Origin of the sequence: Mycobacterium sp. pV006 (genome assembly GCF_041287115.1) — a bacterium.
GTDB lineage: Bacteria > Actinomycetota > Actinomycetes > Mycobacteriales > Mycobacteriaceae > Mycobacterium.
This window is the reverse complement of record NZ_JBGGKT010000004.1, coordinates 167746-193662: the sequence shown is the minus strand read 5'-3', so window position 1 is coordinate 193662 and position 25917 is coordinate 167746. Positions and strand designations below refer to the sequence as shown.

Genomic DNA, 25917 nt, shown 5'->3' with positions numbered 1-25917 from the left:
CAACCGACGGGGATAACAGATGACGACGATCGCGTTCCTGGGCCTGGGCAACATGGGCGGCCCGATGGCGGCGAACCTGGTGGGCGCCGGCCACGAGGTGCACGCCTTCGACCTGGTCGCCGAGCTGAAGGAGGCGGCAAAAGCCAAGGGCGCAAAGGTCTTCGACACCGGCGCCGCCGCGGTCGCCGACGCCGACGTGGTCATCACGTCGCTACCCAACGGCAACATCGTCAAGTCGGTGTACGACGAGGTGGTGCCGGCGGCCAAGTCCGGAGCGCTGCTGATCGACACCTCCACGATCTCCGTCGACGACGCCCGCGCCATCCACGCCCAGGCCACCGACCGGGGGCTGGCCCAGATCGACGCACCCGTCTCCGGCGGCATCAAGGGCGCCACGGCGGGCACGCTGGCGTTCATGGTCGGCGGTGAAGACGAGGCCTTCGAGCGGGCCAAGCCGGTGCTGGAACCCATGGCGGGCAAGATCATCCACTGCGGCGCGTCCGGCGCGGGCCAGGCCGCCAAGCTGTGCAACAACATGGTGCTCGCGGTGCAGCAGATCGCGATCGGCGAGGCCTTCGTGCTGGCCGAGAAGCTCGGCCTGCCGGCGCAGTCGCTGTTCGACGTGATCACCGGCGCCACGGGCAACTGCTGGGCGGTGCACACCAATTGCCCGGTGCCCGGCCCTGTCCCGACGTCGCCGGCCAACAACGATTTCAAGCCGGGATTCGCGGCCGCGCTGATGAACAAGGACCTCGGCCTGGCGATGGCCGCGGTGGAATCGACGGGCAGCCGAGCGCCGCTGGGCTCACATGCCGCCGAGATCTACGCGGAGTTCGTCAAAGACCACGCCGACAAGGACTTCAGCGCGGTGATCGAACTGCTGCGGGGCGCATGACCGTCTCGATCAGCATCCGGCGCAACCACTTCCGGTAGGCCTGCTCACTCCACCTGCCGCGGTCGACGATCTTGAGATAGGTCTCGACGTCGGCGAGCAGCGCTGCGGTCTCGACGAGCTCGTCGAACGGGAGATCCTCGCGCAGCCAACCCTGTTCGCGGAACACCACCAGGACGCGGCGAACCTGCCGTTTGATGCCGGCCAGTAGTTCCTCGAGGTAGCGGTCCAGAGTGGCGTCCATCGCCGCACCGGTGAACAACGCCCGCGCGGTGTGGGCTGAGCGCCTGTGTAACTCCACCTGCATCGACACCACGAACTCGGCTGCCGCCACCGGGTCGTCGATCTGTGCCAACCGCTCCCCGACGTCGCCGTCGAGGATGTTCCGGTCGCCGCTTCGCCCGAACGCGCTGTACTCGACCGCCGCGATCATCAACGCGGCTTTCGGTCCGTGGGTCTGCACGGTCTCGACCGACACCCCGGCCTCGGACGCGATCTTGGCCAGTGTGGTGCGCGCATATCCGTTCTCGGCGAAGAGCCGCGCCGCGGCCGAAACGACGGCATGCCGGGTCTGCTCGGCTTGCTGGCGTCGGAGCTCGGACCGGTAGCGGCGCGTCGATTCGTCCGGATCGGATATTGACCTGTATGCCATGGTACTGAATACTACCTGCCGGTATTCAAATCTCCGAAGGAGCCACCGTGGCCTCGATCCTGATCGCCAGCGTGCCGATCCACGGCCACGTCACACCGCTGCTGGCCGTCGCCCGTCACCTCGTCGCCCGCGGCGACGACGTCCGCTTCCTCACCGGCTCCCGGTTCGCCGAGGCCGTGACCGACACCGGCGCCCGGCACATCGCCCTCCGCGGCGACGCCGACTACGACGACCGCGTGGACCCCGACGTCCGGTTCCCCCAACGCGCCGCGTTGCACGGCGTCAACGCCGTCGCGTTCGACATCGAGCACATGTTCGTGCGTCCCGTCCCGGCGCAGGTCGAAGCCGTGCTCGCGGCACACGCCGAGCAAGCCGTCGACGTGCTGCTCGTGGAACCGACCTTCGCGGCCGCCTCGTTCCTGCTGGGCTATCCGTCATCCACGCGACCGCCGATCGTCTACTGCGGGGTGCTGCCGATGTCGATGTCGAGCCCGGACGTCGCACCGTTCGGGCTCGGGCTGGCACCCGCGCGGTGGGGCAACCGCGCCCGCAACGCGGTGCTGGAGCGGATGACGCGGCGCGTGCTGCGCGGGGCCACCGACCTGAGCAACGAGATCCACCGGCAGCTGCACGGCACCGACCTGCCGTTCTCCGTGATGGACGGGTTGCGCCACGCCGACGCGGTCGTCCAGTTCACCGTGCCGTCGTTCGAATATTCGCGCTCGGACCTACCGTCGCACGTGCACTTCGCGGGACCGTTGTCGGCCAGCGGGTCGCAGGCGCCGCTACCGCCGTGGTGGGGCGACCTCGACGGCACCCGCAGGATCGTGCACGTCACGCAGGGCACCATCGCCAACAAGGACTACACCCAGCTGATCGTCCCGACCGCGCGTGCGCTCGCCGACGACGACGTCCTGGTCGTGGTCTCCACAGGCGGCCGACCGTTGGACACGCTGCCGGCTCTGCCGGCCAACGTGCGCGCCGCCGGATACCTGCCGTACGACGAATTGCTGCCGCGCACCGATGTTTTCGTCACCAACGGCGGATACGGAGGCGTGCAGTACGCGCTGCGCTACGGCGTGCCGATCGTGGCCACGGGCGGGAAAGAGGACAAGCCCGAGGTCGGCGCCCGCGTGGCATGGTCCGGGGTCGGCGTGCAGATCCGCCGCGAGCGCCCCGCAGTCCCTGCCCTGCGTCGCGCGGTGCGGCGCGTGCTGGAAGACCCGAGTTACCGCGGCGCGGCGCGCCGTATGGCGAACGAGATGGCGGCAAGCAGCGGATACCAGGTGCTCACCGGCGTCATCGACGACGTCAGCCGGCGACGCGCTCAGGCCGCCGTGATCGAGTGTGACTGATTCCAGGTGTCACGCACCTGCTGACAATCGGCCAGGTGCAACGGCGCGCGGCCGTCGTCGTCGGCGACGAGCACCGTGGGCACCCCGGCCGCCGTCGCAGCGCGCTGACTCGCCGGAGACCCCGCGAACACAAGCGAGTCGTTCGGCGTCACGCCCAGCTCGGCCAGGGCGTGCTGATACAGATCCCCGTCCTGGGCGTCGTCGGCGGTGACCACGGCCGAAACCACACCGTCGCCGATCAGCTGACGCACCAGCGGCTCCACCCAGGTGTGGCTTCCCGTGCTCACCACGGCCACCGCGACACCCGCGCCGAGCGCCTCGGTGATCAGCTCGGCGATGTCGGGGCGGGGCGCCACATCGGCGTCGAGGATCGTCTCGGCGAGAATCATCGCCTTGGTCGCGCAGATCTCGTCGACGAGCAACTCGGCCAGCACGTCGCATTCGCAGCGGACGCCGCGTTTGCGCAGTTCGGCGGCAACCCGGGTGCGTTCGTCGGACAGCACGCGGAGCTGGCGGTAGCGCTGTACGGACCAGGTGATGTCCAGGCCGAGTTCGGCGAACGCCGCGTTGAACGCGGGCAGGTGCCCGGCCAGGTCGATGTCGGCGAGGGCGTCGAGGTCGACGACCACCGCGCGCAGCGGAACCATGTTCGCGTCACTGGGCCGCGGCCAGTCCCACCAGAACCGGCCGGCCCGCCACGCTTTCCCGTCGATAGGCTGCATGCACAGATGGTGGCGCAGATCACATCTGCTCCGCCTCCCCCATTAGGGGGATTCGCCGCGCCATCTTGCCCGGCGCCGGGCGGGCGCGCCCCTAGAGTTGGGTCATGGCCGACGCTGCCCCGGTGCGAATCGTGCTGGTGGACGACCACGAGATGGTCATCGAAGGGCTCAAGGCGATGCTGGCCGCATTCGGCAGCCGCGTCACCGTGGTGGGTCAGGCCGTCGGCGCCGACCACGTGTTCGACGTGGTGACCGAACACGATCCCGACATCGTGCTGTGCGACGTGCGCATGCAGGGGTCCAGCGGGCTGGACGTCTGCGCCCAACTGCGCGCCCGCGACCCGGGGCGCAAGGTCGTGATGTTGTCGGTGTACGACGACGAGCAGTACTTGTTCCAGGCGTTGCGGGTCGGCGCGGCGGGTTACCTGCTCAAGAGCATCAGCAGCGAGGAACTCGTCCGTCAGCTCGAACTCGCCCACGGCGGCGCCACCGCGATCGATCCCGGCATGGCCGCGCGCGCCGTCGACACCGCCGCGCGATTGCAGCGCGACGAATTCTGGCCCGGCGCCCGCCAGGGGCTGACCCAGCGGGAGAGCGAGATCCTGGCCCTGGTGGTCAACGGGCTGTCCAACCGCGCCATCGCGGCGAAGTTGATCATCGGCGAGGAGACCGTCAAGACCCACCTGAGCTCGATCTACCGCAAGCTCGGGGTCAGCGACCGCACCGGCGCGGTGGCCACCGCGCTGCGGGAAGGCATCTACCAATGAGCTCGTCCGCCCGCGCCGTCCTGACCGCAGACCGGGAGTTGGCGCTGCTGCGCGAACTCATCCAAGCGGCCTCCAGCGGGCCCGGAGTGGAGCCCCTGGCCGCAGCCGCGGCCCGGATGATCACGGCGTCCACCGACAGTGACGTGTGCTTCGTCCACGTCCTCGACGACACCGAGCGATCGCTGACCCTGGCCGGCGCCACTCCGCCGTTCGACTCCGAGGTCGGCAAGATCCGGCTGCCGCTCGGGCACGGCATCTCGGGATGGGTCGCCAGCAACCGCAAACCGGTGGTGATCCTGCGGGACAAGGAGTCCGATCCGCGGTATCTGCCGTTTCAGTCGCTGCGCGGCCGCGACTTCACCTCCATGGTGTCGGTGCCGATGGAGACCGCCCCGGGAGGCCTGGTGGGAGTGCTCAATGTGCACACCGTCGCCGAGCGCGATTTCGGTGACCGCGACGTCGAGCTGCTGTTGGTGATCGGCCGGCTGATTGCCGGGGCGATGCACCAGGCGCGTCTGCACCGGCAGCTCGCGGCCCGCGAACGCGCGCACGAGAACTTCGTCGAGCAGGTGATCGAGGCGCAGGAACTGGAGCGCCGCCGGCTGGCCGGCGACATCCACGACGGCATCTCCCAGCGGCTGGTCACGCTGTCCTACCGTCTGGATGCCGCGGCCCAGGCGCTCGACGACCGGGCCGCGTTGACCGAGCAGCTCGAACGGGCCCGCGACCTCGCCGATCTGACGCTGCAGGAGGCGCGGGCCGCGATCAGCGGGCTGCGCCCACCGGTGCTCGACGACCTGGGGCTGTCCGGCGGTCTGGCCAGCCTGGCCCGGTCGATCCCCCAGATCGGGATCGAGGTCGACCTCGCCGACACCCGGCTGCCCGACCACATCGAGCTCGCGCTGTATCGCATCGCCCAGGAGTGCCTGCAGAACGTCGTCAAACACGCCGGGGCCAGTTCGACGCGGTTGACGTTCCGTGTAGACGGTGACGTCGCGCGGCTGGAGATCGCCGACGACGGCGTCGGTTTCGACACCTTCGAGCACCCGCTGGGTGCCGACGAGATGGGCGGCTACGGTCTGTTGTCGATGGCTGAGCGGGCGGAGATCGTGGGGGGACGGCTCAACATCCGGTCGCGTCCGGGCGCCGGCACCACCGTGACCGCGACCGTTCCCGTTCCTGCGGCGGCACCCCGGTGACCGAAACCCACCACACATTCGAGGTCGACAAGCACGCCGATGTCGTCCACGTCCTCGACCACCCCGGCGAGTTCTCCAACGTCGTGTCCCAGCGGCATGTCTCGGTGCCCAACGGCATGGATCCCCCGCAGCACACGGTCTTTCGCGCCGTCGTCGACCGCTACTTCACCGCCGACCGGATGACCGCTTTCGAACCGACCCTGCGCGCGATCACCGCGGAGCTGGCGGCCGCGCTGCCGCGCGATGACGAGTTCGACTTCGTCGAGACGTTCGCCGAGCCCTACGCGGGCAGCGCGCAATGCGCCTTCATGGGCTGGCCCGACTCCCTGCGGGAACCGCTGCGCCGCTGGATCAAGAGCAACCACGCCGCCGTGCACGCCCAGGACCGGGAGGCGATGTCGGCGGTGGCGTTGGAGTTCGACGGCCATATCCGTGAGCAACTCGACGCGCGGCGGGGCCCGGATGCGCCGGCCGACGTCACCACCGATCTGCTGGGCGAGGTCGTCGAGGGTCGGCCGCTGCGCGACGACGAGATCGTCTCGATCGTGCGGAACTGGACCGTCGGTGAGCTCGGCACCATCGCCGCCGGCGTCGGCATCCTCGCGCACTTCCTGGCCGCCCACCCCGAGGTGCAGGACCGGCTCCGCGCCGACCCGACGCTGATCGAACCCGCCTGCGACGAGATCCTGCGCCTGCACGCCCCGCTGATCACCAACCGGCGGCGCACCACGCACGAGGTCACGCTCAGCGACGTCCGCATTCCCGCCGATGCGCCCGTGACGGTGGTCTGGGCGGAGGCCAACCGCGACCCGGACGCATTCGACGCCGCCGACGAGTTCCGGCTCGGGCGCGACCCGTCGCGCAACCTGCTGTACGGGCGCGGTATCCACGTCTGCCCCGGGGCGCCCCTGGCGCGCATGGAGTTCCGGATCGTGCTCGAGGAGCTGTTCGCCGCAACGCGGCACATTTCGCCCGGCGGGCGGGCCGTCGCCGCCAGGTATCCCGCCGCGGGATTCTCGGAGCTGACCCTGCGACTGAGTTGAGGGATCAGAAGTCGCCGGCGTTGCGGCGCAGCGTCTGGATCGACGCCGTCAGCGCCCGCGACTCGGCGTCGGACATGCCGATGTCGGCGAAGACGTCGTTGTTCAGCGTGACGGTGGCGTCCTCGACCGTCGACCGACCCAGGTCGGTGATCTGCACCAGCGTGGTGCGTCCGTCGGTCGGGTGCGGCAGCCGCTCGACCAGCCCGTCGGCCTCCAACCGCCGGATCGCGTGCGTGACGCTGGTGACGTGGACCTGCAGCCGGTCGGAGGCCTTGGTGATCGGCAGGGCGCCGGTGCGGCTGAACGCCAGCAGCCGCAGCAGTTCGTAGCGGGAGAAACTCAGATCGTAGGGCCGCAACGCGTTCTCCACGCGGGCCAACAGAATCTGGTGGGCCCGCATCACCGAGGTCACCGCGACCATCCCGTCGGCGACGTCACCCCACCCGCTGCTCTCCCAGTTGGCGCGCGCGACCGCGATCGGGTCCCGGTTGGTCACAACGTCAGGATGCGCGGTCCGTCGTCGGTGACCGCGACGGTGTGTTCCCAGTGCGCGGCACGCGAGCCGTCGGCGGTCACCACGGTCCACTCGTCGTCGAGCACCACGGTGCGCTTGGTGCCCAGCGTCAGCATCGGCTCGATGGCCAGCACCGAACCCGGCGCCAGATACGGGCCGCGTCCCGGCGAGCCTTCATTGGGCAGGAACGGGTCCATGTGCATCTCGCGGCCGATGCCGTGCCCGCCGTAGCCGGCGACGATGCCGAACGAGCGGGCATGCCGCTTCTCCGCCGCCCGGGTGCCGCACTCGATGGCGTGCGAGACGTCGGTGAGCCGGTTGCCGGGAATCATCGCCGCGATACCGGCCTCCATGGACTCGCGGGTGGCGTCCGACAGCGCCTGATCGTCGGATCGGGCCGCGCAGACGCTGAACGTGAAGGCGGAGTCGCCGTGCCAGCCGTCGAGAATGGCACCGCAGTCGATCGACACCAGATCGCTCTCGGCGAGGATCTCCTCGGCCGTCGGGATGCCGTGTACGACGCGGTCATTGACCGAGGCGCAGATCGTCGCCGGGAATCCGTGGTAGCCGAGGAACGACGGGATCCCGCCGCCGTCGCGGATGACGGATTCGGCGACGGCGTCGAGCTCTTTGGTGCTGACCCCGGGCGCGGCGGCCGCGCGCACGGCCTTCAGCGCCGCCGCGACCAGGGCGCCCGCCGCGGCCATCGCGTCGAGCTCGCCCGCGGTGCGCTGGGGAACGACCTTGCGGGTGCGCAAGCCGGGGAGCGACACCATCTAGCGGCCGAGCGCCTTGAGCGCGCGTTCGAACACCGCGTCGAGTTCACCGACGGCGTCGACGGTGGTCACCGTGTCGCGGTAGTAGTCCAGCAGCGGCGCGGTCTCGTCGCGGTAGACCTTGAACCGGTTGCGGATGACGTCCTCGGTGTCGTCCTCACGACCGCGGCCCTTCAGCCGGGTGACCAATTCCTCCTCGGGCACCCGGAACTCCAGCACCGCGTCCAGCGACAGGTTGCGCTTCTCGAGCATCCCGTCGAGCGCCTTGGCCTGCTCCACCGAGCGCGGGAAGCCGTCGAGGATGAAGCCCTGGGCGGCGTCCTCGTCGTCGAGCCGGTCGTCGACGAGCGCGTTGGTCAGCGTCGCGGGGACCAGGTCGCCGGCGTCGAGGTACTTCTTGGCCTCCAGGCCCAGCTCGGTGCCGTTGGTGATGTTGAACCGGAACAGGTCACCGGTCGAGACGTGGGGAACACCGAGCTTCTCGGCCAGCTTCGCAGCCTGCGTTCCCTTGCCCGCCCCGGGCGGCCCCAACAACACGATTCTCACTTGAGGAACCCTTCATAGTTGCGCTGCATCAGCTGGCTTTCGATTTGCTTGATGGTGTCCAGACCGACGCCGATCATGATGAGCACCGCGACACCGCCGAACGGCAGGTTCTGCAACGTCGCGCCGCTGCCCATCTGCAGGAACAGGTTCGGCAGCACGGCCACCACACCCAGGTAGATCGAGCCGGGCAGCGTGATGCGGCTCAGCACGAACCTCAGGTAGTCGGCGGTGGCCTTACCGGGCCGGATACCGGGGATGAAGCCGCCGTACTTCTTCATCTCGTCGGCGCGTTCGTCCGGGTTGAACGAGATCGACACGTAGAAGTACGTGAAGAACACGATCAGACCGAAGTAGATGCCGATGTAGATCGGGTCGGCGGGGTTGGTCAGGTTCTCCGCGACGAACGTCTGCCACCAGCTGGTGTTGGTGCCGTCGCCCGCGCTGGCCACCAACTGGCTGATCAGATGCGGGATGTAGATCAGCGACGACGCGAAGATGACCGGGATGACGCCGGCCTGGTTGACCTTCAGCGGCAGGTAGGTCGACGTGCCGCCGTACATGCGACGACCGACCATGCGCTTGGCGTACTGCACCGGGATGCGGCGCTGACCCTGCTCGACGAACACCACGGCCACCAGGATGGCCAGGGCCGCGACGCAGACCATGGTGAAGACCAGCCCACCGCGGTCCTCCAGGATCATGTTGCCCTCGACCGGGATGCGGGCCGCGATACCGGCGAAGATCAGCAGGGACATGCCGTTGCCGATGCCGCGCTCGGTGACCAGCTCGCCCATCCACATCACCAGCGCCGCGCCGGCGGTCATGACCAGCACGATCACGACGAGGGTGAAGATGTTGAGGCCCTCGCTCTGGCCTTCGATGATGTCGAGGGTGCAGCCCTGCAGCAGCCCGCCGTTGGCCGCGAGGGCGACGATGCTGGTGGCCTGGAGGATGGCCAATGCGATCGACAGATAACGCGTGTACTGCGTCATCTTGGCCTGGCCGGCCTGCCCCTCTTTACGGAGCTGCTCGAACCGCGGGATCACCACGGTGAGCAGCTGCACGATGATGCTGGCCGTGATGTAGGGCATCACGCCGACCGCGAACACCGTCAACTGCAGCAGTGCGCCGCCGGAGAACAGGTTGATGAGCGAATAGATCTGTCCCGACTCGCCACCGCTGACATCGGCGATGCACTTCTGGATGTTGGGATAGTTCACGCCCGGGGACGGGATCGCTGCGCCGACACGGTAGAGGATCACGATGCCGAGGGTGAACAGGATCTTGTTCCTCAGATCGGCTGTCCGCAGAGATGAGATGAAAGCCGAGAGCACTCTTTCCTCCTGCACGGCCGAGTCGTCGATCGCGGCGTGCTCATGTGGCTGGCGTGACCAGCGTTGGGCGTTAAGTCGTGCGCGCGACGGCACGAGCAGGCATAAGGCCTGCGCAAGTCACGCGTTCAAACAGTCTACGAGACTAACAGTTGACGTCCTGTTGCCCCGAATCAGAAGCGTACAGTCGTGGGAGCTTCTTAAGTTAGCTAATTAGTTGGGAGGGCGGGAGTCACCATGGCACGCAGCGATCGCGACACCTGGGATCTGGCGTCGAGCGTCGGGGCCACCGCGACGTCGGTCGCCTCGACGAGGGCGTTCGCCAGCCGCGGGCCCGACGCTCTGATCGACGACCCGTACGCCGCCATTCTGGTCGAGGCCGTCGGGTTGCCGCACTTCATCAAGGTGGCGCGCGGGGAGATCGACTTCGACTCCGATCCGCTGTTCGGCGCCCAACTGATGCGGGAGCAGATCGCGGTGCGCACCCGGTTCTTCGACGACTTCTTCACCGCCGCCACCGCCGACGGCATCACCCAGGCCGTCATCCTGGCCTCCGGCCTGGACACGCGCGCCTACCGCCTGCAGTGGCCGGCGGGCACGACCGTCTACGAGATCGACCAGCCCAGCGTGATCGAGTTCAAGACCCGCGTGCTCGCCGAGGCGGGTGCGACGCCGGCCGCCGAGCGGCGCACCGTGGGGATCGATCTGCGCGACGACTGGGCCACCGCCCTACGCGACAGTGGTTTCGACGACACCGCACCGACGGCGTGGATCGCCGAAGGCCTGCTGATCTACCTGCCGCCGGACGCCCAGGACCGGCTGCTCGACCACATCACCGAGCTCAGTGCGCCCGGCAGCCGGCTGGCCACCGAGCACATGGACGCCCAGGCGCTCACCGGCGACTGGGCCAAGGCCATGACCGACCGGGCCCGCAGGCACGGCAGCGACGTCAACCTCGAGGAACTGTTCTACAACGGCCCGCGCACCTCGGCCGCCGAGCACCTGCGGGGCCAGGGCTGGCAGACCGACATCCTGCCCACCGCGGCGGCCTACGCCGTCAACGGATTCGAGCCGCCGAAGAACGATCTGATGGCGATGATCGGCGATTCCGGCTACCTCACCGCCCGGCTGGGCTGACGCCGTGGCACGCAACGAGGACGACACCTGGGACCTGGCCTCCAGCGTGGGCGCCACGGCCACGATGGTCGCCGCCGCCCGCGCGATGGCCGGCGCGGACCCCGATCCGCTGATCGACGACCCGTTCGCCGAGCCGTTGGTGCGCGCGGTGGGGCTGGACTTCTTCGTCAAGATGCTCGACGGCGAACTCGATCTGTCGCTGTTCCCCGACATGTCCGCCGAGCGGGTGCAGGCCATGATCGACGGGATGGCGGTGCGCACCCGCTTCTTCGACGACAGCATGCTCGATTCGGCCCGGTCCGGTATCCGCCAGGTGGTGATCCTGGCCGCCGGCCTGGATGCGCGCGCCTACCGGCTGGACTGGCCGGCCGGCACGGTGGTCTACGAACTCGACCAGCCCCGCGTCGTCGACTTCAAGTCGCAGACACTGGCCGATCTGGGCGCCCAGCCGCGCGCGACCCGGCGCACGGTGGCCGTCGATCTGCGCCAGGACTGGCCGAAAGCGCTGTCCGACAACGGTTTCGACCCGTCGGCGCCCACCGCGTGGTTGGCTGAGGGCCTGCTGATCTATCTGCCGTCCGACGCCCAGGACCTGCTGTTCGACCGGGTCACCGCGCTGTCCGCGCCCGGCTCCACGGTGTCCACCGAATACGTGCCGGGCATCGTCGACTTCGACGCCGAGAAGGCGCGCGCCCTGGCACAACCGCTGCGGCAGCACGGCCTGGACCTGGACATGTCCACGCTGGTCTACGCCGGCGAGCGCAGCCACGTCGTCGACTACCTGGGCGGTCTCGGCTGGCAGGTGACAGCCACACCACGCGAGGAGTTGTTCGCGCGCTACGGGCGCACCCTGCTCGCCGACGCCGCCGCCCAGGACCCGCTGGGCGGGCAGATCATCTACGTCAGAGGCGAGTTGGGCCCAGCCACAACGCGTTGACCCCGGTCAGGGACCGCTGCGTGTGGTCGACCACATCGGTCACCGAGCGCAGCGCCAACACCCCCAGGGCGTCGGCCAGCGTGGCCGCCGGTTGTGACGACGGTTTGGGCCGCAGCACGTCGAGCAGCGACGACCCCGGCAGGTGGATGACCGCGACCTTGGTGTCCTCGTCGATCCCGGCCAGCGCCTTGGCGCGCCGGATCGCGGTGTGCAGTCCGCCGAGCTCGTCGACCAGGCCGCGGGCGTGCGCGTCGGCGCCGGTCCACACGCGCCCGCGCGCCACCCGGTCGACGTCCTCGACGCTCATCTTGCGGCCGTCGGCCACCCGGGCCACGAAGTCGGTGTAGAACAGGTCGGCCTCGGCTTCGACGTGGGCCTGCTGTTCCGCGGTGAACGGCGCGTCGACCGACCAGGCGTCGGCGTTAGCGTTGGTGCGCACGGTGTCCGAGCCCACCCCGAGGCGGTCCTTGAGTCCGCGGGCCACCAGTTTCCCGGTGACCACGCCGATCGAGCCGGTCAATGTCGCCGGATTGGCCACGATGGCGTCGGCGGCCATCGACACGTAGTAGCCGCCGGAGGCGGCCACCGCGCCCATCGACGCCACCACCGGAGTCCCGCGTTCCCGGGTGCGTGCGACTTCCCGCCAGATGGTCTCCGAACCGGTCACCGAGCCGCCGGGGCTGTCGACGCGCAGCACGATCGCGGCGACGTCGTCGTCGGCGGCGGCTTCGCGCAGCGCCGCGGCGATGGTGTCCCCGCCGGCCGCCGAACTGCCCATCGGTGAGAGCTGGCGGCCGCCGCGGCCGCTGACGATCGGCCCGGACAGCGTCACCACCGCGATCTTCGGGCGACTCTTGAGGCCCGGCACGCTCGGCTTCTTGGCGCGCGCGTAACGCGACAGGTACAGGCGCGGCGGCGCGTCGTCGGCGTCGGCGTCCTCGACGTCGGCGATGTGGGCATAGGCCTCGTCGCGGAAGCCGATGCGGTCGATCAGGCCGGCGGCCACCGCGTCGTCGCGCAGCAGCGGTGCGCGGTCGGCCAGCGCGTCCAGCGCGGCAACGTCGATCTTGCGGGAGGCGGCCACGGCTTCCCAGACCTGGGCGCGCAGGCTGTTCACCAGGGCTGCGTCGGCCTCGCGGTGCGCCTCGGTGTAGCCGTGTTCGGTGAACAGGTTGGCCGCGGACTTGTACTCGCCGCGCGCGACGAACTGTGCCTCCACACCGAGCTTGTCCAGGGCGTCGCGCAGGAACAGCGCGCTGGTGGCGAACCCGACCAGCCCGACCGTGCCCGACGGCTGCATCCACACCTCGCCGAACGCCGAGGCCAGGTAGTAGGACAGGGTGCCGGGATAGGTCTCGGCCCACGCCAGCGACGGCTTGCGCGCGGTGAACGCGGCGACGGCCTCGCGCAGCTCCTGCACCGGGCCGGGCGGGGCTGCGGTGATCTGCACCCGCGCGATCAGGCCGGCCACCCGCGGATCCTCGGCGGCCCGGTAGATCGCGTCCACGGCCTCGCGCAGCAACAGGGGTCGTCCGGCACCGTTGAGAATCGCGAGAGGGTCGAACCCGACCGTCTCGGGCGGCACGCTCTGCAGGTCGAGTTCGAGGATGGCGCCGGCCGGCACGCCCTGGTGGCGGGCGGTGTCGACCTTGCGGACCAACTGACGGACGTCGTCGAAACCCGGCATCCCGGACAGCAGAGTGAGCATCAACCGAGCCTACCGACGGCCCGCGACAGGTCAGCGACCGACGAAACGCCCGTACTGCGGGCAGTACGCGCTGACCGACACCCGCATCAGCGCGGTGGCCTTGTCGCGTTCCAGACCGGAGTTCTGCAGGGTGGTCCGCACACCCCGCACCACCGGCACCGGGTTGACGTTGCCGGCCAGACCGGAGGTGAGCATGTCGCAGACCTGACGCCCGACGGCGGGGACGTCGTCGATGCGGGTGGTGTCGATGCCGAGCCCGGACACCGCGTCGGTGAACCGCGCGTCGTCGGGCTGGGCAGCCGCCGGCGCGGCCGTACCCACCGCCGCCAGGACGGCGACGGCCATCGTCGCGATCGTGGTGCGACGGTAGCGAATCATGGTTGCTCCTCGGTGATTTCCCCCGCGCAGTCTAATCGCCGGCGGCGCCGCGCGCGTTACGAGCACAGGCACGCAGAAAGCCCCTGCCGAGGCAGGGGCTTCTGTGTGGCGCTTGGTGTTACAGCTCGGTGGCGCTGCCGCCGGCGGCGGTGATCGCCTCGCGGGCACTGCCGCTGAACTTGTGCGCGGTCACGTCGACCTTGGCGGTCAGTTTGCCGTCGCCGAGCACCTTCACGAGCGTGTTCTTGCGGACCAGGCCCTTGGCCACCAGCTCGTCGACACCGACGGTGCCCCCTTCCGGGAACGCCTTGGCGATGTCGCCGACATTGACCACCGCATACTCGGTGCGGAACCGGTTGCGGAAGCCCTTCAGCTTGGGCAGCCGCATGTGGATCGGCATCTGGCCACCCTCGAAGGTCACCGGCACGTTCTTGCGCGCCTTGGTGCCCTTGGTGCCGCGGCCGGCGGTCTTGCCCTTGGAGCCCTCACCGCGACCGACGCGCGTCTTGGCGGTCTTCTCGCCGGGCGCGGGCCGCAGGTCGTGCAGCTTGATCGTCATGTTCTAGACCTCCTCAACCGTGACCAGATGGTGCACGGTCTTGATCAGTCCGCGGGTCTGCGGGTTGTCCTCGCGGACCACGGACTGGCGGATCTTGCGCAGGCCCAGGGTGCGCAGCGTCTCGCGCTGCTTCCACCGCGCGCCGATGGTGCTGCGCACCTGGGTGATCTTGAGCTCTGCCATCAGTTACGCCGTTCCCTCACGCGCGGCGCTGGCGGCCAGGGCCTCCGCTTCGCGGCGGGCCTTGAGCATGCCGGCGGGCGCTACATCCTCGATCGGCAGGCCGCGGCGAGCCGCGACCTCTTCGGGGCGCTGCAACATCTTCAGCGCGGCCACGGTCGCGTGCACCACGTTGATCGCGTTGTCGCTGCCCAGCGACTTGGCCAGGATGTCGTGCACCCCGGCGCACTCCAGCACCGCACGCGCAGCACCGCCGGCGATCACACCGGTACCCGGGCTGGCGGGGCGCAGCAGCACCACACCGGCCGCCGCCTCACCCTGCACGGGATGGGTGATGGTGCCGCCGATCAGCGGAACCCGGAAGAAGTTCTTGCGAGCTTCCTCGACACCCTTGGCGATCGCGGCGGGCACCTCTTTGGCCTTGCCGTAGCCGACGCCGACCATGCTCTTGCCGTCGCCGACGATCACCAGCGCGGTGAAGCTGAATCGGCGACCACCCTTGACCACCTTGGAGACGCGGTTGATCGACACCACGCGCTCGAGGTAGTTGCTCTTCTCACGGTCGTCACGACCACCGCGGCCACCGCGGTCGTCGCGGCGTCCCCGGCCCCTGCCGTCGCGGCCGTCGCTCGACGGCCCGCCGGCTCCCACAGCCTGCTCGGCCATCATGCTTTCCTTCCGGTTCGGTTCATGTCGGTCTTCATCAGAACTTCAGCCCGCCTTCGCGTGCGGCATCGGCCAGCGCGGCGATCCGTCCGCCGTAGGTGTACCCGCCGCGGTCGAAGACGACCTCCTCGATGCCGGCCGCCTTGGCGCGCTCGGCGATGAGCTGACCGACCCGGGTGCCGGCGGCCTTCTTGTCGCCGTCGATCGCCCGGACGTCGGCCTCGGTGGACGAGGCCGCCGCCAGCGTCACACCCTGCGAGTCGTCGACGAGCTGCACGTGGATGTGCCGCGACGAGCGGTTGACCACCAGGCGCGGACGCTCGGCGGTGCCGACGACCTTCTTGCGCAGGCGGGCGTGGCGACGCAGCCGCGAGGTGCGACGCGTCTCGGAGATGTTCTTGCCGACCGGCTTGTATCCGGCGTCTTGAGTCTTGGTAGCCATCTACTACTTACCTGTCTTTCCGACCTTGCGGCGGATCTGCTCGCCCTCGTAGCGGATCCCCTTGCCCTTGTAGGGGTCGCTCTTGCGCAGGCGGCGGATGTTGGCCGCGATCTGGCCGACCTTCTGCTTGTCGATTCCCGAGATCGAGAACTTGGTGGGCGACTCGACCGTGAAGGTGACGCCCTCCGGAGCCTTGATCAGCACGGGGTGGCTGTAGCCCAGCGCGAACTCCAGGTCGCTGCCCTTGGCCACCACGCGGTAACCGACGCCGAAGATCTCCATCTTCAGCGTGTAGCCCTCGGTCACGCCGGTCACCAGGTTGGCGATCAGCGTGCGCGACAGGCCGTGCAACGACCGGTTGCGACGCTCGTCGTTGGGACGGCTGACCAGGATGGCGCCGTCGTCGTCACGCGAGACCTCGATCGGCTCGGCGACGTCGAGAGTCAGCGTGCCCTTGGGGCCCTTGACCGCCACGTTCTGTCCGTTGATGGTCACGTCGACCCCGTTGGGGACGGCGACCGGCTGCTTTCCAATGCGAGACATGTTCTAGCCCTCCCTCACCACACGTACGCGAGGACCTCGCCGCCGACGCCCTCGCGGGCCGCCTGGCGGTCAGTCCTCAGACCGGACGACGTGGAAATGATCGCCACACCCAGCCCGCCGAGCACGCGCGGCAGGTTGGTGGACTTCGCGTAGACGCGCAGGCCGGGCTTGGACACCCGGCGCAGGCCCGCGATGCTGCGTTCCCGGCTGGGGCCGTACTTCAACTGCACGACGAGGGACTTGCCCACGCGGGCGTCCTCGGTGCGGTAGTCGCTGATGTAGCCCTCGCGCTTGAGGATCTCGGCGATGTTGGCCTTGATCTTGCTGTGCGGCAGGGTCACTTCGTCGTGGTACGCCGAGTTGGCGTTGCGCAGACGTGTCAAGAAGTCTGCGATCGGATCCGTCATGGTCATGACAGCCGGTTCACCTTTCTCGCGGCGGTTCCCGCTCCCACGGGCCTACCGCAACTGTTTCGTTGGGTCTGTAGGTCGCCGGCTGCTACCAGCTGGACTTCTGCACGCCGGGCAGCTCGCCCGCGTGCGCCATCTCGCGCAGGCAGATGCGGCACAGCCCGAACTTGCGGTACACCGAGTGGGGCCGGCCGCACTTGTTGCAGCGCGTGTAGCCACGCACCTTGAACTTCGGCTTCTTGTTGGCCTTGTTGATCAGAGCTTTCTTTGCCATCTGCTCACTTCTCCTTGAACGGGAAGCCCAGCGCCCGCAGCAGCGCCCGTCCCTCGTCGTCGTTCGTCGCCGAGGTGACGACGGTGATGTCCATGCCGCGGGGGCGGTCGATGCTGTCGACGTCGATCTCGTGGAACACCGACTGCTCGGTCAGCCCGAACGTGTAGTTGCCGGTGCCGTCGAACTGCTTGGGGTTCAGGCCGCGGAAGTCGCGGATACGCGGCAGCGAGATCGAGATGAGCCGGTCCAGGAACTCCCACATCCGGTCGCCGCGCAGGGTCACCCGCGCTCCGATCGGCATGCCCTCACGCAGCTTGAACTGCGCGATGGACTTGCGGGCCCGGCGGATCTCCGGCTTCTGGCCGGTGATCAGGGTCAGGTCGTTGACGGCGCCGTTGATCAGCTTGGCGTCGCGGGCGGCGTCGCCGACACCCATGTTCACGACGACCTTCACCACACCCGGGATCTGCATGACGTTGGCGTAGCCGAACTCCTTCTGCAGGGTCTCGCGGATCTCTTCGCGATAGCGCTGCTTCAGGCGCGGCAGGCTCTTGGTTTCGGTGCTGGTCATCTCAGATGTCCTTGCCATTGGTCTTGGCGACGCGGACCTTCTTGCCGGTCTCGGCGTCGATGCGGTAGCCGACGCGGGTGGGCTTACCGTCGGAGTCGAGCAGCATCACGTTGGAGACGGCGATCGGCGCCTCCTGCGTGACGATGCCGCCGGAGGAGGCACCACGCTCGTTGGCCGACTGCGCGGTGTGCTTCTTGATCCGGTTCACGCCCTCGACGAGGACCTTCTCGCGATCGGGGTAGGCCACCAGGACCTTGCCCTTGGCACCCTTGTCCTTGCCGGAGATCACCAGCACGGTGTCGCCCTTGCGGACCTTCATCTACAACACCTCCGGGGCAAGCGAGACGATCTTCATGAAGCGCTTCTCGCGCAGCTCACGACCGACGGGCCCGAAGATGCGGGTCCCGCGCGGGTCGTTGTCGTTCTTGATGATGACGGCGGCGTTCTCGTCGAACTTGATGTAGCTGCCGTCGGCGCGGCGGCGCTCCTTGACGGTGCGCACCACGACCGCCTTGACGACGTCGCCGCGCTTGACGTTGCCGCCGGGGATGGCGTCCTTGACAGTCGCCACGATGACATCCCCGATGCCGGCGTAGCGCCGCGACGAACCGCCGAGCACGCGGATGCACAAGATCTCCTTGGCGCCCGTGTTGTCGGCGACCTTGAGCCGCGATTCCTGCTGAATCACTAGATCTCCTGACCTGGTTACTGTGTGCACGCAGGATTACCGACCCTGACGTGCGCGGTCTTGTCACCAAAAGGCACGCGGGGCCCATCGCGAGATCGGCCGAGGTCTGCCTAAGGCAACCCGTACATACTAGGTGAGCTCGGCGAATGCGCCAAATCCCCGTTTGCGCCGGTCAGGCGCCGGTGTGTGTCAGTCCCGGGCGTAGGCGCGGGCGAACTGGCGTTCGAGGTCCACATACGGCGCGCCCGAGACGTTCACGTCGACCCGGGTGATGGTGCCGCCGCGCAGCGGGAACGGCGGGGTGTAGGCCCGCGACACCGGCGAACCGGAGTTGCGTCCGACGCTGAGACTGACGCTCGCCAGCCCGAACGTCACCGGCATGGTCTGCATGTCGGCGTACGTGGCGACCTCCGCGCCGTCGATGTACAGCGCGGCCGCGCCCAGCGGCGTGTGGCTGTTCTCCACCGTGCCGGTGCGGGTGTAGGCGAACCCCAGCGTGTGGGGCCCTGCGCCGACCGGACGCGCCGACGTCAACGTCTGCTCGATCTCGCCGAGGAAGTTGTAGGTGAAGTGCAGGTGCCCGTCGGCCAGGTACATCACGTACCCGCCGTGGGCGCCGCCGTGCTTGACGACGACACCGGCCGCATCGTCGTCGAGGGTGACGTCGGCCAGGATCGCGAAGGAGCGCCCACGCAACTCCACCGCCGCGCCGCCGCCCAGATCGGCGGTGCCCGGGTAGTAGGTGTAGGAGTCGCGTTCCCCCGCCAGGTGCGGGCGCCAGCGCATCATGGTCTCCATCACGCTGAGATCCGACAGCGGCAGACCCTGATACTTCGCGGCCTCGGCGAACCACAGGTCCACCATCTCGGCGAGCTTGTCGGGATGCTCGGCGGCCAGATCGCGACACTGACTGCGGTCGTTCTCGATGTGGTAGAGCTCCCAGCGGTCGGCATCGAAATGCGACCAACCCGACGGCGACGCCGGGTGCACGGCGTTGGCGAACCACCCCTTGTGCCAGATCCCGCGGGTGCCCAGCATGGTGTAGAACTGCGTGTCCTTGCCCGTGGGGGCGCTCGGATTGTCCAGTGCCACTTTGAAGCTCACGCCGTCGAGCGGTTTCTGCGCCACTCCGCGCACCGTGGCCGGCGGGGTGATCTCGAGCAGGTCGTACACCGTGGGGGTGATGTCGGCGACGTTGACGTAGTTGTCGCGCACCTCGCCGTGGGCCTTGATTCCGTTGGGCCAGGAGATGATCGCGGGATCGGCGATGCCGCCCTCGTGGGAGGCGTATCGCTTGTAGAGCTTGTACGGCGTGTTGAACGCCATCGCCCAACCGATCGGATAGTGCGGGAAGGTCTCCGGACTGCCGAGTACGTCGAACGAGCGCATGCTCTCTTCGACGCTGTCGATGTAGCCGTTGAAGAACTTGCCCTCGTTGACCGTGCCGTTGGGCCCGCCCTCACCGCTGGCGCCGTTGTCGGAGATCACCACGATGACGGTGTTGTCGAGCTGCCTGGTCTCCTCGAGATGGTCGAGCACGCGGCCCAATTGGGCGTCGGTGTAGGACAGGAACCCGGCGAACACCTCGGCCATGCGGGCGAACAACCGCTTCTCGTCGTCGTCGAGGGAATCCCAGGGCCGCACCGTGTCCTGCTCCGGCCACGGTTGGCCGTCCGGACCGGTGACGTCGGAATACGGGTTCAGCGACGACAGTTCGGTGTCCGGGGGGACCAGGCCCATCCGCTTCTGGTTCTCCAGCACGATCTCGCGGTAACGCTCGTAGCCCATGTCGAACTTTCCGGCATACCGGTCGGCCCACTCCTTGAAGACGTGGTGCGGGGCATGCCCGGCGCCGGGGCACACGTAGGCGAACCAGGGTTTGTCGGGCGCGATGACCTTGGCGTCGCGGACGAATTCGATGGTCTTGTCGGCCAGATCCTTCGACAGGTGGTAGCCGTCTTCCGGGCCGGCCGGAGGGGCCACCGGGTGGTTGTCGTAGACGAGGTCGGGATACCACTGGTCGGTCTCCCCGCCCAGAAACCCGTAGAAGCGCTCGAATCCGCGCGACAACGGCCAATGCCGTTTACTCGCAGCCAGATTCGACTCCTCGATCGGCGTCAGGTGCCACTTGCCCAGGCAGTAGGTGTTGTATCCGTTCTCGGCCAACACTTCTGACAGCAGCGCGGTGTCGAACGGGATGCGGCCGTTGCAGTTCGGGAAACCGTCGGTGAACTCCTCGATGGTGGCCATCCCGACGGTGGTGGCGTTGCGTCCGGTCAGCAGCGAGGCCCGCGTCGGCGAGCACAGCGCGGTGGTGTGGAACTGCGAAAGCCGCACCCCGCGTTCGGCGATGCGGCTCATGGTGGGCATCTCGACCAGCCCGCCGAAGCAGTCCCACGTCGCGATCCCGATGTCGTCCCACACGAGGTAGAGCACGTTGGGCGAGTCCGGTGGTGCCGTCGGAGCGGCGAACGGGCCCCAATCCGGTTCGGAGTCACGGATGTCGAGCTCGATCTTGCCGTTGAAACCCGCGGTCATGCCCGGGAGGTTACACGGTGAACGAAAAAACCCCGCCGCCTTGAGGGCATGCGGGGTCGTTTCGGTACTTCGGTGTTACTTGGCCTTCTCGAGGACCTCGACCAGTCGCCAGCGCTTGGTGGCCGACAGCGGGCGGGTCTCCATCAGCGAGACGCGGTCGCCGACACCGGCGGCCTCGTTCTCGTCGTGGGCCTTGACCTTGGTGGTGGTCCGGATGATCTTGCCGTAGAGCGGGTGGCTCTTACGGGACTCCAGCTCGACCACGATGGTCTTCTGCATCTTGTCGGAGACGACGTAACCGATCGCGGTCTTGCGACGGCCGCGCGGCTTCTCCGTGCGGGGCGTGTACTTGGGCCCCTTCTGATCGCTGTCTGCCATTACGAATCCTCACCTCCGGGTCCGGCGGCCAGACCCAACTCGCGTTCGCGCAGCACGGTGTAGACCCGTGCGATTTCCTGCCGGACCGTGCGCAGCCGGCGGTTGTTGGCAAGCTGGCCGGTCGCCATCTGGAAGCGCAGGTTGAACAGCTCTTCCTTGGACTCGCGCAGCTTCTCGGTCAGTTCGTCGTCGGTGAGCTCACGCAGTTCACCGGGCGAGGTGCCCACTGCCATCAGAACTGCTCCTCTCTGGTGACGATGCGTGCCTTGATCGGCAGCTTGTGGATCGCACGCGTCAGCGCGGCGCGGGCGATCTCCTCGTTCGGGTAGCTGAGCTCGAAGAGCACGCGACCCGGCTTGACGTTGGCGACCCACCACTCCGGCGAACCCTTACCGGAACCCATGCGGGTCTCGGCGGGCTTCTTGGTCAGCGGACGGTCCGGGAAGATGTTGATCCACACCTTGCCGCCACGCTTGATGTGCCGGTTGATGGCGATACGAGCGGACTCGATCTGCCGGTTGGTGATGTAGGCGTGCTCGAGCGCCTGGATGCCGTAGTCGCCGAAGCTCACCGACGTGCCGCCGCTGGCGAGGCCACGCTGCTTGGGGTGGTGCTGCTTGCGGTGCTTGACCTTGCGAGGGATCAGCATGCTAGCTCTCCGTATTCTCGGTCGCGCCGGCGGCGGCCTCGGTGCCCTGGGTCGCTTCCGCGACGGCAGGAGCCTCGGCAGCACGCCCGGCGTCAGTGCTGGTGGCCGTGGTGCCCGACGCACCGCTGCGACGCGGGCGGGTGCCCGACGGACGCTCACGGCGCGGACGGTCCGCGGCGGGGGCGGCGGCGAGCTCACGCTTGCCACCGACGATGTCGCCCTTGTAGATCCAGACCTTCACGCCGATGCGGCCGAAGGTGGTCCTCGCCTCGTAGAGGCCGTAGTCGATGTCCGCGCGCAGCGTGTGCAGCGGGACGCGACCTTCGCGGTAGAACTCCGAGCGGCTCATCTCGGCGCCGCCGAGGCGGCCCGAGCACTGCACCCGGATGCCCTTGACGTTGGGCTGACGCATCGCCGACTGGATGGCCTTGCGCATCGCGCGGCGGAACGCCACACGGTTGCTCAGCTGCTCGGCCACACCCTGGGCGACCAGCTGGGCCACCGACTCGGGGTTCTTGACCTCGAGGATGTTCAGCTGGACCTGCTTGCCGGTCAGCTTCTCCAGGTCGGCGCGGATGCGGTCGGCCTCGGTGCCGCGACGGCCGATCACGATGCCCGGACGCGCGGTGTGGATGTCCACCCGGACGCGGTCACGCGTGCGCTCGATCTCGACGTCGGCGATACCGGCCCGCTCCAGGCCGGTGGCCAGCAGCTTGCGGATCGCGACATCTTCCTTGATGTAGTCGGCGTACTGCTTGTCGGCATACCAACGGGACTTCCAGTCGGTGGTGATGCCGAGGCGGAAGCCGTGCGGATTGATCTTCTGGCCCACTACTCCGAGCCTCCCTTCGTCTCGGACTTGGCAGAAGCAGCCTTGCTGGCCTGCGCGCGACGCGAGCGGGCGGCCGACGCCGAAGCGCCACGGGCGGAGCGGCTCGGCCGGCTCTCCACGATCACCGTGATGTGGCTGGTGCGCTTGCGGATCCGGAAGGCGCGGCCCTGGGCGCGCGGACGGATGCGCTTGGCGGTGGGGCCCTCGTCGGCGTGGATGGTCGCGACCACCAGCGTCGACGGGTCGAGACCCTCGTTGTTCTGCGCGTTGGCCGCGGCGCTGGCGATCACCTTGGCGACCGGCTCGCTGGCGGCCTGCGGCGCCCACCGCAGGATGTCGAGAGCTTCCTCGACGCTCTTGCCGCGGACCAGGTCGATGACCCGGCGGGCTTTGGTCGCCGAGACGCGCACGTAGCGCGCCCTGGCCGACGCTGACGGGTATTCAATCGCTGTAGTCATCGCCTCTTGCTCTTCCGGTCATCCTTGATGTGACCCTTGAAGGTGCGGGTGGGAGCGAACTCGCCCAGCTTGTGCCCGACCATCGCCTCGGTGACGAACACCGGGACATGCTTGCGACCGTCGTGGACGGCGAAGGTGTGACCGATGAAGTCCGGGATGATGGTCGACCGGCGAGACCAGGTCTTGATGACCTGCTTGGTGTTCTTCTCGTTCTGGACGTCGACCTTCTTGAGCAGATGGTCGTCGACGAACGGGCCCTTCTTCAGGCTGCGTGGCATCTGTGGCTCCTACCTAGCGCTTCTTGCCGGTGCGCCGGCGTCGGACGATGAGCTTGTCGCTCGGCTTGTTGGGCTTGCGGGTGCGACCCTCGGGCTTGCCCCACGGGCTGACCGGGTGACGACCACCGGAGGTCTTGCCCTCGCCGCCACCGTGCGGGTGGTCGACCGGGTTCATCACGACGCCACGGACGCTGGGGCGCTTGCCCTTCCAGCGCATGCGGCCGGCCTTGCCCCAGTTGATGTTCGCCTGCTCGGCGTTGCCGACCTCGCCGACGGTGGCGCGGCAGCGCACGTCGACGCGGCGGATCTCACCGGAGGGCATACGCAGCGAGGCGTAGGTGCCTTCCTTGCCGAGCAGCTGGATGCTGACGCCGGCGGAGCGGGCCAGCTTGGCGCCGCCACCGGGACGCAGTTCCACGGCGTGGATGACCGTACCGGCCGGGATGTTGCGCAGCGGCAGGTTGTTGCCGGGCTTGATGTCGGCGTTGGGGCCGGCCTCGACGATCATGCCCTGCTTCAGACCCTCGGGCGCGATGATGTAGCGCTTCTCGCCGTCCAGGTAGTGCAGCAGCGCGATGTTCGCGGTGCGGTTGGGGTCGTACTCGATGTGCGCGACCTTGGCGTTGACGCCGTCCTTGTCGTGGCGACGGAAGTCGATCACCCGGTAGGCGCGCTTGTGGCCGCCGCCCTTGTGCCGGGTGGTGATCCGGCCGTGCGCGTTGCGGCCGCCCTTGCCGTGCAGCGGGCGCACCAGCGACTTCTCCGGGTGGTCACGTGTGATCTCGGAGAAGTCGGAGACGCTGGCACCGCGGCGACCGGGGGTCGTCGGCTTGTACTTGCGAATTGCCATGATTCCCTTGAATCCCTCTGCCGGACTACGCCGGCGCTCCGAACAGGTCGATGGACTTGCTACCGGCGGCCAGCGTCACGATGGCGCGTTTGGTGTCCTTGCGCTTGCCGTACCCGGTGCGGGTGCGCTTGCGCTTGCCCTGGCGGTTGGCGGTGTTCACCGAGGCGACCTTGACGTTGAAGATCTTCTCGATGGCGATCTTGATCTGCGTCTTGTTCGAGTCGGGGTGCACGATGAACGTGTACACGTTGTCCTCGATCAGTCCGTAGGACTTCTCGGAGATCACCGGCGCCAGGATGATGTCGCGGGGGTCGGTCACGGTGGCCATCAGGCGGAAACCTCCTGCTGCTGCTTGGTGCCCGCCTCGATGTAAGCGTTCAGAGCCTCGACGCTGAACACCACGTCGTCTGCCTTGAGCACGTCGTAGGTGTTGAGCTGGTCCGGCGAGATGACGTGCACGCCGGGCAGATTGCGCACGCTCAGGGTGCTGGCCTCGTCGGCGCGGCCGATGACGACCAGGATCTGCTTGCGGTCGGTCAGGCTGCCCAGGAACGCCTTGGCGCTCTTGGTCGACGGGGTCTGGCCCTCGACGAGCTCGGTGACCGCGTGGATGCGGCCGTTGCGGGCCCGGTCGGTCAGCGCACCGCGCAGCGCGGCACGGATCATCTTCTTCGGGGTCCGCTCGCTGTAGTCGCGGGGCTTGGGGCCGTGCACGGTGCCACCACCGGCGAACTGCGGCGCGCGGGTCGAGCCCTGGCGGGCGCGGCCGGTGCCCTTCTGGCGGTACGGCTTCTTGCCGCCGCCGCGGACCTCGCCACGGGTCTTGGTGGAGTGCGTGCCCTGCCGGGCGGCCGCCAGCTGGGCGGTGACCACCTGGTGCATCAACGCGATGTTCGGTTCGACGTCGAACAGCTCGGCGGGCAGCTCGATAGAGCCGTCCGTCTTGCCGCCGGGCGTCCGTACCTCAAGTTTCAGAGTCATGCCTTCTCGCCTCGCTTGATTGCGCTGCGGACCATCACCAGTCCACCGTTGCGTCCCGGGATCGCGCCCTTGATCAACAGCACGCCGTTCTCGGCGTCGACCTTGTGCACCTTCAGGTTCTGGGTAGTCACCCGGTCGTTGCCCATGCGGCCCGACATCCGGGTGCCCTTGAAGACGCGACCCGGGGTGGCGCAGCCACCGATCGAACCGGGCCGGCGGTGCACGGCCTGCGTGCCGTGGCTGGCGCCCTGGCCTTTGAAGCCGTGCCGCTTCATGGTGCCGGCGAAGCCCTTGCCCTTGCTGGTGCCGGTCACGTCGACGTAGCTGCCGTCGGCGAAGATCTCGGCGGTCAGCTCCTGGCCGACCTCGTAGTCGGCCACCGCGGACTCGTCGTCGAGCCGCAGCTCGGCGAGGTGACGACGCGGGTTCACACCAGCGGCGGCGTACTGCCCCGAAACCGGCTTGTTGACCTTGCGCGGGCTGATCTCGCCGTAGGCGAGCTGCACGGCGCTGTAACCGTCGCGCTCCGCGGTGCGGATGCGCGTCACGACGTTGGGCCCGGCCTTGACGACCGTCACCGGCACGACCTTGTTGTTCTCGTCGAACACCTGCGTCATGCCCAGCTTGGTGCCCAAAATGCCTTTACGTGCCATTTTTGTGGGT

General features: G+C 68.5%; 35 protein-coding genes and 1 pseudogene. 7 read left to right on the top strand and 29 right to left on the bottom strand.

Annotated features, from left to right (window positions below):
- The first annotated feature begins 19 nt into the window (after positions 1-19).
- Positions 20-895 carry a 3-hydroxyisobutyrate dehydrogenase gene (gene mmsB, locus ACAG25_RS08650; RefSeq protein ID WP_370487939.1) on the top strand — a complete coding sequence of 292 codons (876 nt, stop codon included), beginning with the start codon at positions 20-22 and terminating at the stop codon, positions 893-895.
- Here the strand turns inward: mmsB and ACAG25_RS08645 are convergent.
- Entirely contained in the window at positions 861-1544 is a 684-nt protein-coding gene (locus ACAG25_RS08645; protein WP_370487938.1) for a TetR/AcrR family transcriptional regulator, read from the bottom strand. The genes mmsB and ACAG25_RS08645 overlap by 35 nt on opposite strands.
- A gap of 47 nt (positions 1545-1591) precedes the next feature.
- Here ACAG25_RS08645 and ACAG25_RS08640 point away from each other — a divergent pair, with 47 nt between their 5' ends.
- Positions 1592-2899 carry a glycosyltransferase gene (locus tag ACAG25_RS08640; protein ID WP_370487937.1) on the top strand — a complete coding sequence of 436 codons (1308 nt, stop codon included), beginning with the start codon at positions 1592-1594 and terminating at the stop codon, positions 2897-2899.
- On the opposite strand, the gene ACAG25_RS08635 is transcribed toward ACAG25_RS08640, so the two are convergent.
- Positions 2872-3621, bottom strand: coding sequence for an HAD family hydrolase (locus tag ACAG25_RS08635; protein WP_370487936.1), 750 nt, complete (start codon positions 3619-3621; stop codon positions 2872-2874). The genes ACAG25_RS08640 and ACAG25_RS08635 overlap by 28 nt on opposite strands.
- A gap of 104 nt (positions 3622-3725) precedes the next feature.
- Here ACAG25_RS08635 and ACAG25_RS08630 point away from each other — a divergent pair, with 104 nt between their 5' ends.
- From ACAG25_RS08630 to ACAG25_RS08620, 3 genes are read left to right on the top strand one after another with little or no spacing between them, the layout of a single operon-like run.
- Positions 3726-4388, top strand: coding sequence for a response regulator (locus ACAG25_RS08630; protein WP_370487935.1), 663 nt, complete (start codon positions 3726-3728; stop codon positions 4386-4388).
- Entirely contained in the window at positions 4385-5587 is a 1203-nt protein-coding gene (locus ACAG25_RS08625) for a GAF domain-containing protein (protein ID WP_370487934.1), read from the top strand. Before ACAG25_RS08630 ends, ACAG25_RS08625 begins: the two co-directional genes overlap by 4 nt.
- Positions 5584-6630 carry a cytochrome P450 gene (locus ACAG25_RS08620; protein WP_370487933.1) on the top strand — a complete coding sequence of 349 codons (1047 nt, stop codon included), beginning with the start codon at positions 5584-5586 and terminating at the stop codon, positions 6628-6630. Before ACAG25_RS08625 ends, ACAG25_RS08620 begins: the two co-directional genes overlap by 4 nt.
- A 4-nt stretch (positions 6631-6634) precedes the next feature.
- Here the strand turns inward: ACAG25_RS08620 and ACAG25_RS08615 are convergent, their stop codons facing one another.
- The 4 genes from ACAG25_RS08615 to secY are packed head-to-tail and all read right to left on the bottom strand — an operon-like array spanning position 6635 to position 9800.
- A complete protein-coding gene (locus tag ACAG25_RS08615; RefSeq protein ID WP_370487932.1) occupies positions 6635-7126 on the bottom strand; it encodes a MarR family transcriptional regulator in 492 nt (163 codons plus the stop codon).
- The gene (gene map / locus ACAG25_RS08610) at positions 7123-7920 is read right to left on the bottom strand and encodes a type I methionyl aminopeptidase (RefSeq protein WP_370487931.1); all 798 of its coding nucleotides are present in this window, start codon (positions 7918-7920) and stop codon (positions 7123-7125) included. The genes ACAG25_RS08615 and map overlap by 4 nt, the downstream gene beginning before the upstream one ends.
- On the bottom strand, positions 7921-8466 hold the full coding sequence (locus tag ACAG25_RS08605) for an adenylate kinase (protein ID WP_370487930.1): 546 nt from the start codon (positions 8464-8466) through the stop codon (positions 7921-7923).
- Complete coding sequence (secY, locus tag ACAG25_RS08600; RefSeq protein ID WP_370487929.1) at positions 8463-9800, bottom strand: preprotein translocase subunit SecY; 1338 nt, start codon at positions 9798-9800, stop codon at positions 8463-8465. Before secY ends, ACAG25_RS08605 begins: the two co-directional genes overlap by 4 nt.
- 234 nt (positions 9801-10034) lie before the next feature.
- On the opposite strand from secY, the gene ACAG25_RS08595 reads away from it, so the two are divergent.
- Complete coding sequence (locus ACAG25_RS08595) at positions 10035-10934, top strand: class I SAM-dependent methyltransferase (protein ID WP_370487928.1); 900 nt, start codon at positions 10035-10037, stop codon at positions 10932-10934.
- 4 nt (positions 10935-10938) lie between these two features.
- Positions 10939-11871, top strand: coding sequence for a class I SAM-dependent methyltransferase (locus ACAG25_RS08590; RefSeq protein WP_370487927.1), 933 nt, complete (start codon positions 10939-10941; stop codon positions 11869-11871).
- On the opposite strand, the gene sppA is transcribed toward ACAG25_RS08590, so the two are convergent.
- The 23 genes and pseudogenes from sppA to rplC all read right to left on the bottom strand — a co-directional run bounded on the left by sppA (position 11837) and on the right by rplC (position 25907).
- Positions 11837-13579 (bottom strand): signal peptide peptidase SppA, encoded by a 1743-nt coding sequence (gene sppA, locus ACAG25_RS08585; RefSeq protein WP_370487926.1) that lies wholly within the window; start codon positions 13577-13579, stop codon positions 11837-11839. The genes ACAG25_RS08590 and sppA overlap by 35 nt on opposite strands.
- Before the next feature lie 30 nt (positions 13580-13609).
- Positions 13610-13957 carry a DUF732 domain-containing protein gene (locus tag ACAG25_RS08580; RefSeq protein ID WP_370487925.1) on the bottom strand — a complete coding sequence of 116 codons (348 nt, stop codon included), beginning with the start codon at positions 13955-13957 and terminating at the stop codon, positions 13610-13612.
- A 118-nt stretch (positions 13958-14075) separates the two neighbouring features.
- Positions 14076-14516 (bottom strand): 50S ribosomal protein L15, encoded by a 441-nt coding sequence (rplO, locus tag ACAG25_RS08575; RefSeq protein ID WP_370487924.1) that lies wholly within the window; start codon positions 14514-14516, stop codon positions 14076-14078.
- Positions 14517-14519: 3 nt separating this feature from the next.
- Entirely contained in the window at positions 14520-14699 is a 180-nt protein-coding gene (gene rpmD / locus ACAG25_RS08570; protein ID WP_014814261.1) for a 50S ribosomal protein L30, read from the bottom strand.
- 3 nt (positions 14700-14702) lie between these two features.
- The gene (gene rpsE, locus ACAG25_RS08565; RefSeq protein ID WP_370487923.1) at positions 14703-15362 is read right to left on the bottom strand and encodes a 30S ribosomal protein S5; all 660 of its coding nucleotides are present in this window, start codon (positions 15360-15362) and stop codon (positions 14703-14705) included.
- Positions 15363-15399: 37 nt separating this feature from the next.
- Entirely contained in the window at positions 15400-15804 is a 405-nt protein-coding gene (rplR, locus tag ACAG25_RS08560) for a 50S ribosomal protein L18 (protein WP_370487922.1), read from the bottom strand.
- A gap of 3 nt (positions 15805-15807) precedes the next feature.
- On the bottom strand, positions 15808-16347 hold the full coding sequence (rplF, locus tag ACAG25_RS08555; protein WP_370487921.1) for a 50S ribosomal protein L6: 540 nt from the start codon (positions 16345-16347) through the stop codon (positions 15808-15810).
- 14 nt (positions 16348-16361) lie between these two features.
- A complete protein-coding gene (gene rpsH / locus ACAG25_RS08550) occupies positions 16362-16760 on the bottom strand; it encodes a 30S ribosomal protein S8 (RefSeq protein ID WP_098002479.1) in 399 nt (132 codons plus the stop codon).
- An 85-nt stretch (positions 16761-16845) separates the two neighbouring features.
- Complete coding sequence (locus tag ACAG25_RS08545) at positions 16846-17031, bottom strand: type Z 30S ribosomal protein S14 (protein WP_126335172.1); 186 nt, start codon at positions 17029-17031, stop codon at positions 16846-16848.
- A 4-nt stretch (positions 17032-17035) separates the two neighbouring features.
- On the bottom strand, positions 17036-17602 hold the full coding sequence (rplE, locus tag ACAG25_RS08540) for a 50S ribosomal protein L5 (RefSeq protein WP_370487920.1): 567 nt from the start codon (positions 17600-17602) through the stop codon (positions 17036-17038).
- Between the two features lies 1 nt (position 17603).
- The gene (rplX, locus tag ACAG25_RS08535) at positions 17604-17921 is read right to left on the bottom strand and encodes a 50S ribosomal protein L24 (RefSeq protein ID WP_370487919.1); all 318 of its coding nucleotides are present in this window, start codon (positions 17919-17921) and stop codon (positions 17604-17606) included.
- On the bottom strand, positions 17922-18290 hold the full coding sequence (rplN, locus tag ACAG25_RS08530) for a 50S ribosomal protein L14 (protein WP_014814254.1): 369 nt from the start codon (positions 18288-18290) through the stop codon (positions 17922-17924). It abuts the gene before it with no gap.
- A 189-nt stretch (positions 18291-18479) separates the two neighbouring features.
- Positions 18480-20828, bottom strand: coding sequence for an arylsulfatase (locus ACAG25_RS08525; RefSeq protein ID WP_370487918.1), 2349 nt, complete (start codon positions 20826-20828; stop codon positions 18480-18482).
- 75 nt (positions 20829-20903) lie between these two features.
- A complete protein-coding gene (rpsQ, locus tag ACAG25_RS08520) occupies positions 20904-21206 on the bottom strand; it encodes a 30S ribosomal protein S17 (RefSeq protein ID WP_370487917.1) in 303 nt (100 codons plus the stop codon).
- Complete coding sequence (rpmC, locus tag ACAG25_RS08515) at positions 21206-21439, bottom strand: 50S ribosomal protein L29 (protein ID WP_370487916.1); 234 nt, start codon at positions 21437-21439, stop codon at positions 21206-21208. The genes rpsQ and rpmC overlap by 1 nt, the downstream gene beginning before the upstream one ends.
- Positions 21439-21855, bottom strand: coding sequence for a 50S ribosomal protein L16 (gene rplP / locus ACAG25_RS08510; protein ID WP_370487915.1), 417 nt, complete (start codon positions 21853-21855; stop codon positions 21439-21441). The genes rpmC and rplP overlap by 1 nt, the downstream gene beginning before the upstream one ends.
- 1 nt (position 21856) lies before the next feature.
- Positions 21857-22687, bottom strand: coding sequence for a 30S ribosomal protein S3 (gene rpsC, locus ACAG25_RS08505; RefSeq protein WP_370487914.1), 831 nt, complete (start codon positions 22685-22687; stop codon positions 21857-21859).
- Positions 22688-22704: 17 nt separating this feature from the next.
- Positions 22705-23145, bottom strand: a pseudogene (gene rplV, locus ACAG25_RS08500) (50S ribosomal protein L22); the annotation flags it as partial.
- Positions 23142-23423: a 30S ribosomal protein S19 gene (rpsS, locus tag ACAG25_RS08495; protein WP_003892827.1), complete on the bottom strand. Its 282-nt coding sequence runs from the start codon at positions 23421-23423 to the stop codon at positions 23142-23144. The pseudogene rplV and the gene rpsS, both read right to left, overlap by 4 nt.
- Before the next feature lie 13 nt (positions 23424-23436).
- Positions 23437-24273 (bottom strand): 50S ribosomal protein L2, encoded by an 837-nt coding sequence (gene rplB, locus ACAG25_RS08490; RefSeq protein ID WP_370487913.1) that lies wholly within the window; start codon positions 24271-24273, stop codon positions 23437-23439.
- 25 nt (positions 24274-24298) lie between these two features.
- On the bottom strand, positions 24299-24601 hold the full coding sequence (gene rplW / locus ACAG25_RS08485; RefSeq protein ID WP_370487912.1) for a 50S ribosomal protein L23: 303 nt from the start codon (positions 24599-24601) through the stop codon (positions 24299-24301).
- Complete coding sequence (rplD, locus tag ACAG25_RS08480; protein WP_370487911.1) at positions 24601-25254, bottom strand: 50S ribosomal protein L4; 654 nt, start codon at positions 25252-25254, stop codon at positions 24601-24603. The genes rplW and rplD overlap by 1 nt, the downstream gene beginning before the upstream one ends.
- On the bottom strand, positions 25251-25907 hold the full coding sequence (gene rplC, locus ACAG25_RS08475) for a 50S ribosomal protein L3 (protein ID WP_370487910.1): 657 nt from the start codon (positions 25905-25907) through the stop codon (positions 25251-25253). Before rplC ends, rplD begins: the two co-directional genes overlap by 4 nt.
- Between the last annotated feature and the right edge of the window lie 10 nt (positions 25908-25917).

Excerpts from the sequence above, each read along its gene's own strand:
- rpsS (WP_003892827.1), bottom strand. The coding sequence starts at position 23,423 with ATGCCACGCAGCCTGAAGAAGGGCCCGTTCGTCGACGACCATCTGCTC.
- rplB (WP_370487913.1), bottom strand. The coding sequence starts at position 24,273 with ATGGCAATTCGCAAGTACAAGCCGACGACCCCCGGTCGCCGCGGTGCC.
- ACAG25_RS08525 (WP_370487918.1), bottom strand. The coding sequence starts at position 20,828 with ATGACCGCGGGTTTCAACGGCAAGATCGAGCTCGACATCCGTGACTCC.
- rplR (WP_370487922.1), bottom strand. The coding sequence starts at position 15,804 with ATGGCTACCAAGACTCAAGACGCCGGATACAAGCCGGTCGGCAAGAAC.
- rpsQ (WP_370487917.1), bottom strand. The coding sequence starts at position 21,206 with ATGGCAGACAGCGATCAGAAGGGGCCCAAGTACACGCCCCGCACGGAG.
- ACAG25_RS08630 (WP_370487935.1), top strand. The coding sequence starts at position 3,726 with ATGGCCGACGCTGCCCCGGTGCGAATCGTGCTGGTGGACGACCACGAG.
- rpmD (WP_014814261.1), bottom strand. The coding sequence starts at position 14,699 with ATGGCAGAGCTCAAGATCACCCAGGTGCGCAGCACCATCGGCGCGCGG.
- rpsE (WP_370487923.1), bottom strand. The coding sequence starts at position 15,362 with ATGGCCGAGCAGGCTGTGGGAGCCGGCGGGCCGTCGAGCGACGGCCGC.
- ACAG25_RS08635 (WP_370487936.1), bottom strand. The coding sequence starts at position 3,621 with ATGCAGCCTATCGACGGGAAAGCGTGGCGGGCCGGCCGGTTCTGGTGG.
- rplE (WP_370487920.1), bottom strand. The coding sequence starts at position 17,602 with ATGACCAGCACCGAAACCAAGAGCCTGCCGCGCCTGAAGCAGCGCTAT.
- rplW (WP_370487912.1), bottom strand. The coding sequence starts at position 24,601 with ATGGCCACCGTGACCGACCCCCGCGACATCATCCTGGCGCCGGTGATC.
- ACAG25_RS08545 (WP_126335172.1), bottom strand. The coding sequence starts at position 17,031 with ATGGCAAAGAAAGCTCTGATCAACAAGGCCAACAAGAAGCCGAAGTTC.
- ACAG25_RS08595 (WP_370487928.1), top strand. The coding sequence starts at position 10,035 with ATGGCACGCAGCGATCGCGACACCTGGGATCTGGCGTCGAGCGTCGGG.
- sppA (WP_370487926.1), bottom strand. The coding sequence starts at position 13,579 with ATGCTCACTCTGCTGTCCGGGATGCCGGGTTTCGACGACGTCCGTCAG.
- rplX (WP_370487919.1), bottom strand. The coding sequence starts at position 17,921 with ATGAAGGTCCGCAAGGGCGACACCGTGCTGGTGATCTCCGGCAAGGAC.
- rplC (WP_370487910.1), bottom strand. The coding sequence starts at position 25,907 with ATGGCACGTAAAGGCATTTTGGGCACCAAGCTGGGCATGACGCAGGTG.
- map (WP_370487931.1), bottom strand. The coding sequence starts at position 7,920 with ATGGTGTCGCTCCCCGGCTTGCGCACCCGCAAGGTCGTTCCCCAGCGC.
- ACAG25_RS08645 (WP_370487938.1), bottom strand. The coding sequence starts at position 1,544 with ATGGCATACAGGTCAATATCCGATCCGGACGAATCGACGCGCCGCTAC.
- mmsB (WP_370487939.1), top strand. The coding sequence starts at position 20 with ATGACGACGATCGCGTTCCTGGGCCTGGGCAACATGGGCGGCCCGATG.
- rplD (WP_370487911.1), bottom strand. The coding sequence starts at position 25,254 with ATGACTCTGAAACTTGAGGTACGGACGCCCGGCGGCAAGACGGACGGC.
- rpmC (WP_370487916.1), bottom strand. The coding sequence starts at position 21,439 with ATGGCAGTGGGCACCTCGCCCGGTGAACTGCGTGAGCTCACCGACGAC.
- ACAG25_RS08580 (WP_370487925.1), bottom strand. The coding sequence starts at position 13,957 with ATGATTCGCTACCGTCGCACCACGATCGCGACGATGGCCGTCGCCGTC.
- rpsH (WP_098002479.1), bottom strand. The coding sequence starts at position 16,760 with ATGACCATGACGGATCCGATCGCAGACTTCTTGACACGTCTGCGCAAC.
- rplO (WP_370487924.1), bottom strand. The coding sequence starts at position 14,516 with ATGACGATCAAGCTGCACGACCTGCGGCCCGCGCCCGGCGAGAAGACC.
- rplF (WP_370487921.1), bottom strand. The coding sequence starts at position 16,347 with ATGTCTCGCATTGGAAAGCAGCCGGTCGCCGTCCCCAACGGGGTCGAC.
- ACAG25_RS08625 (WP_370487934.1), top strand. The coding sequence starts at position 4,385 with ATGAGCTCGTCCGCCCGCGCCGTCCTGACCGCAGACCGGGAGTTGGCG.
- rplP (WP_370487915.1), bottom strand. The coding sequence starts at position 21,855 with ATGCTGATCCCTCGCAAGGTCAAGCACCGCAAGCAGCACCACCCCAAG.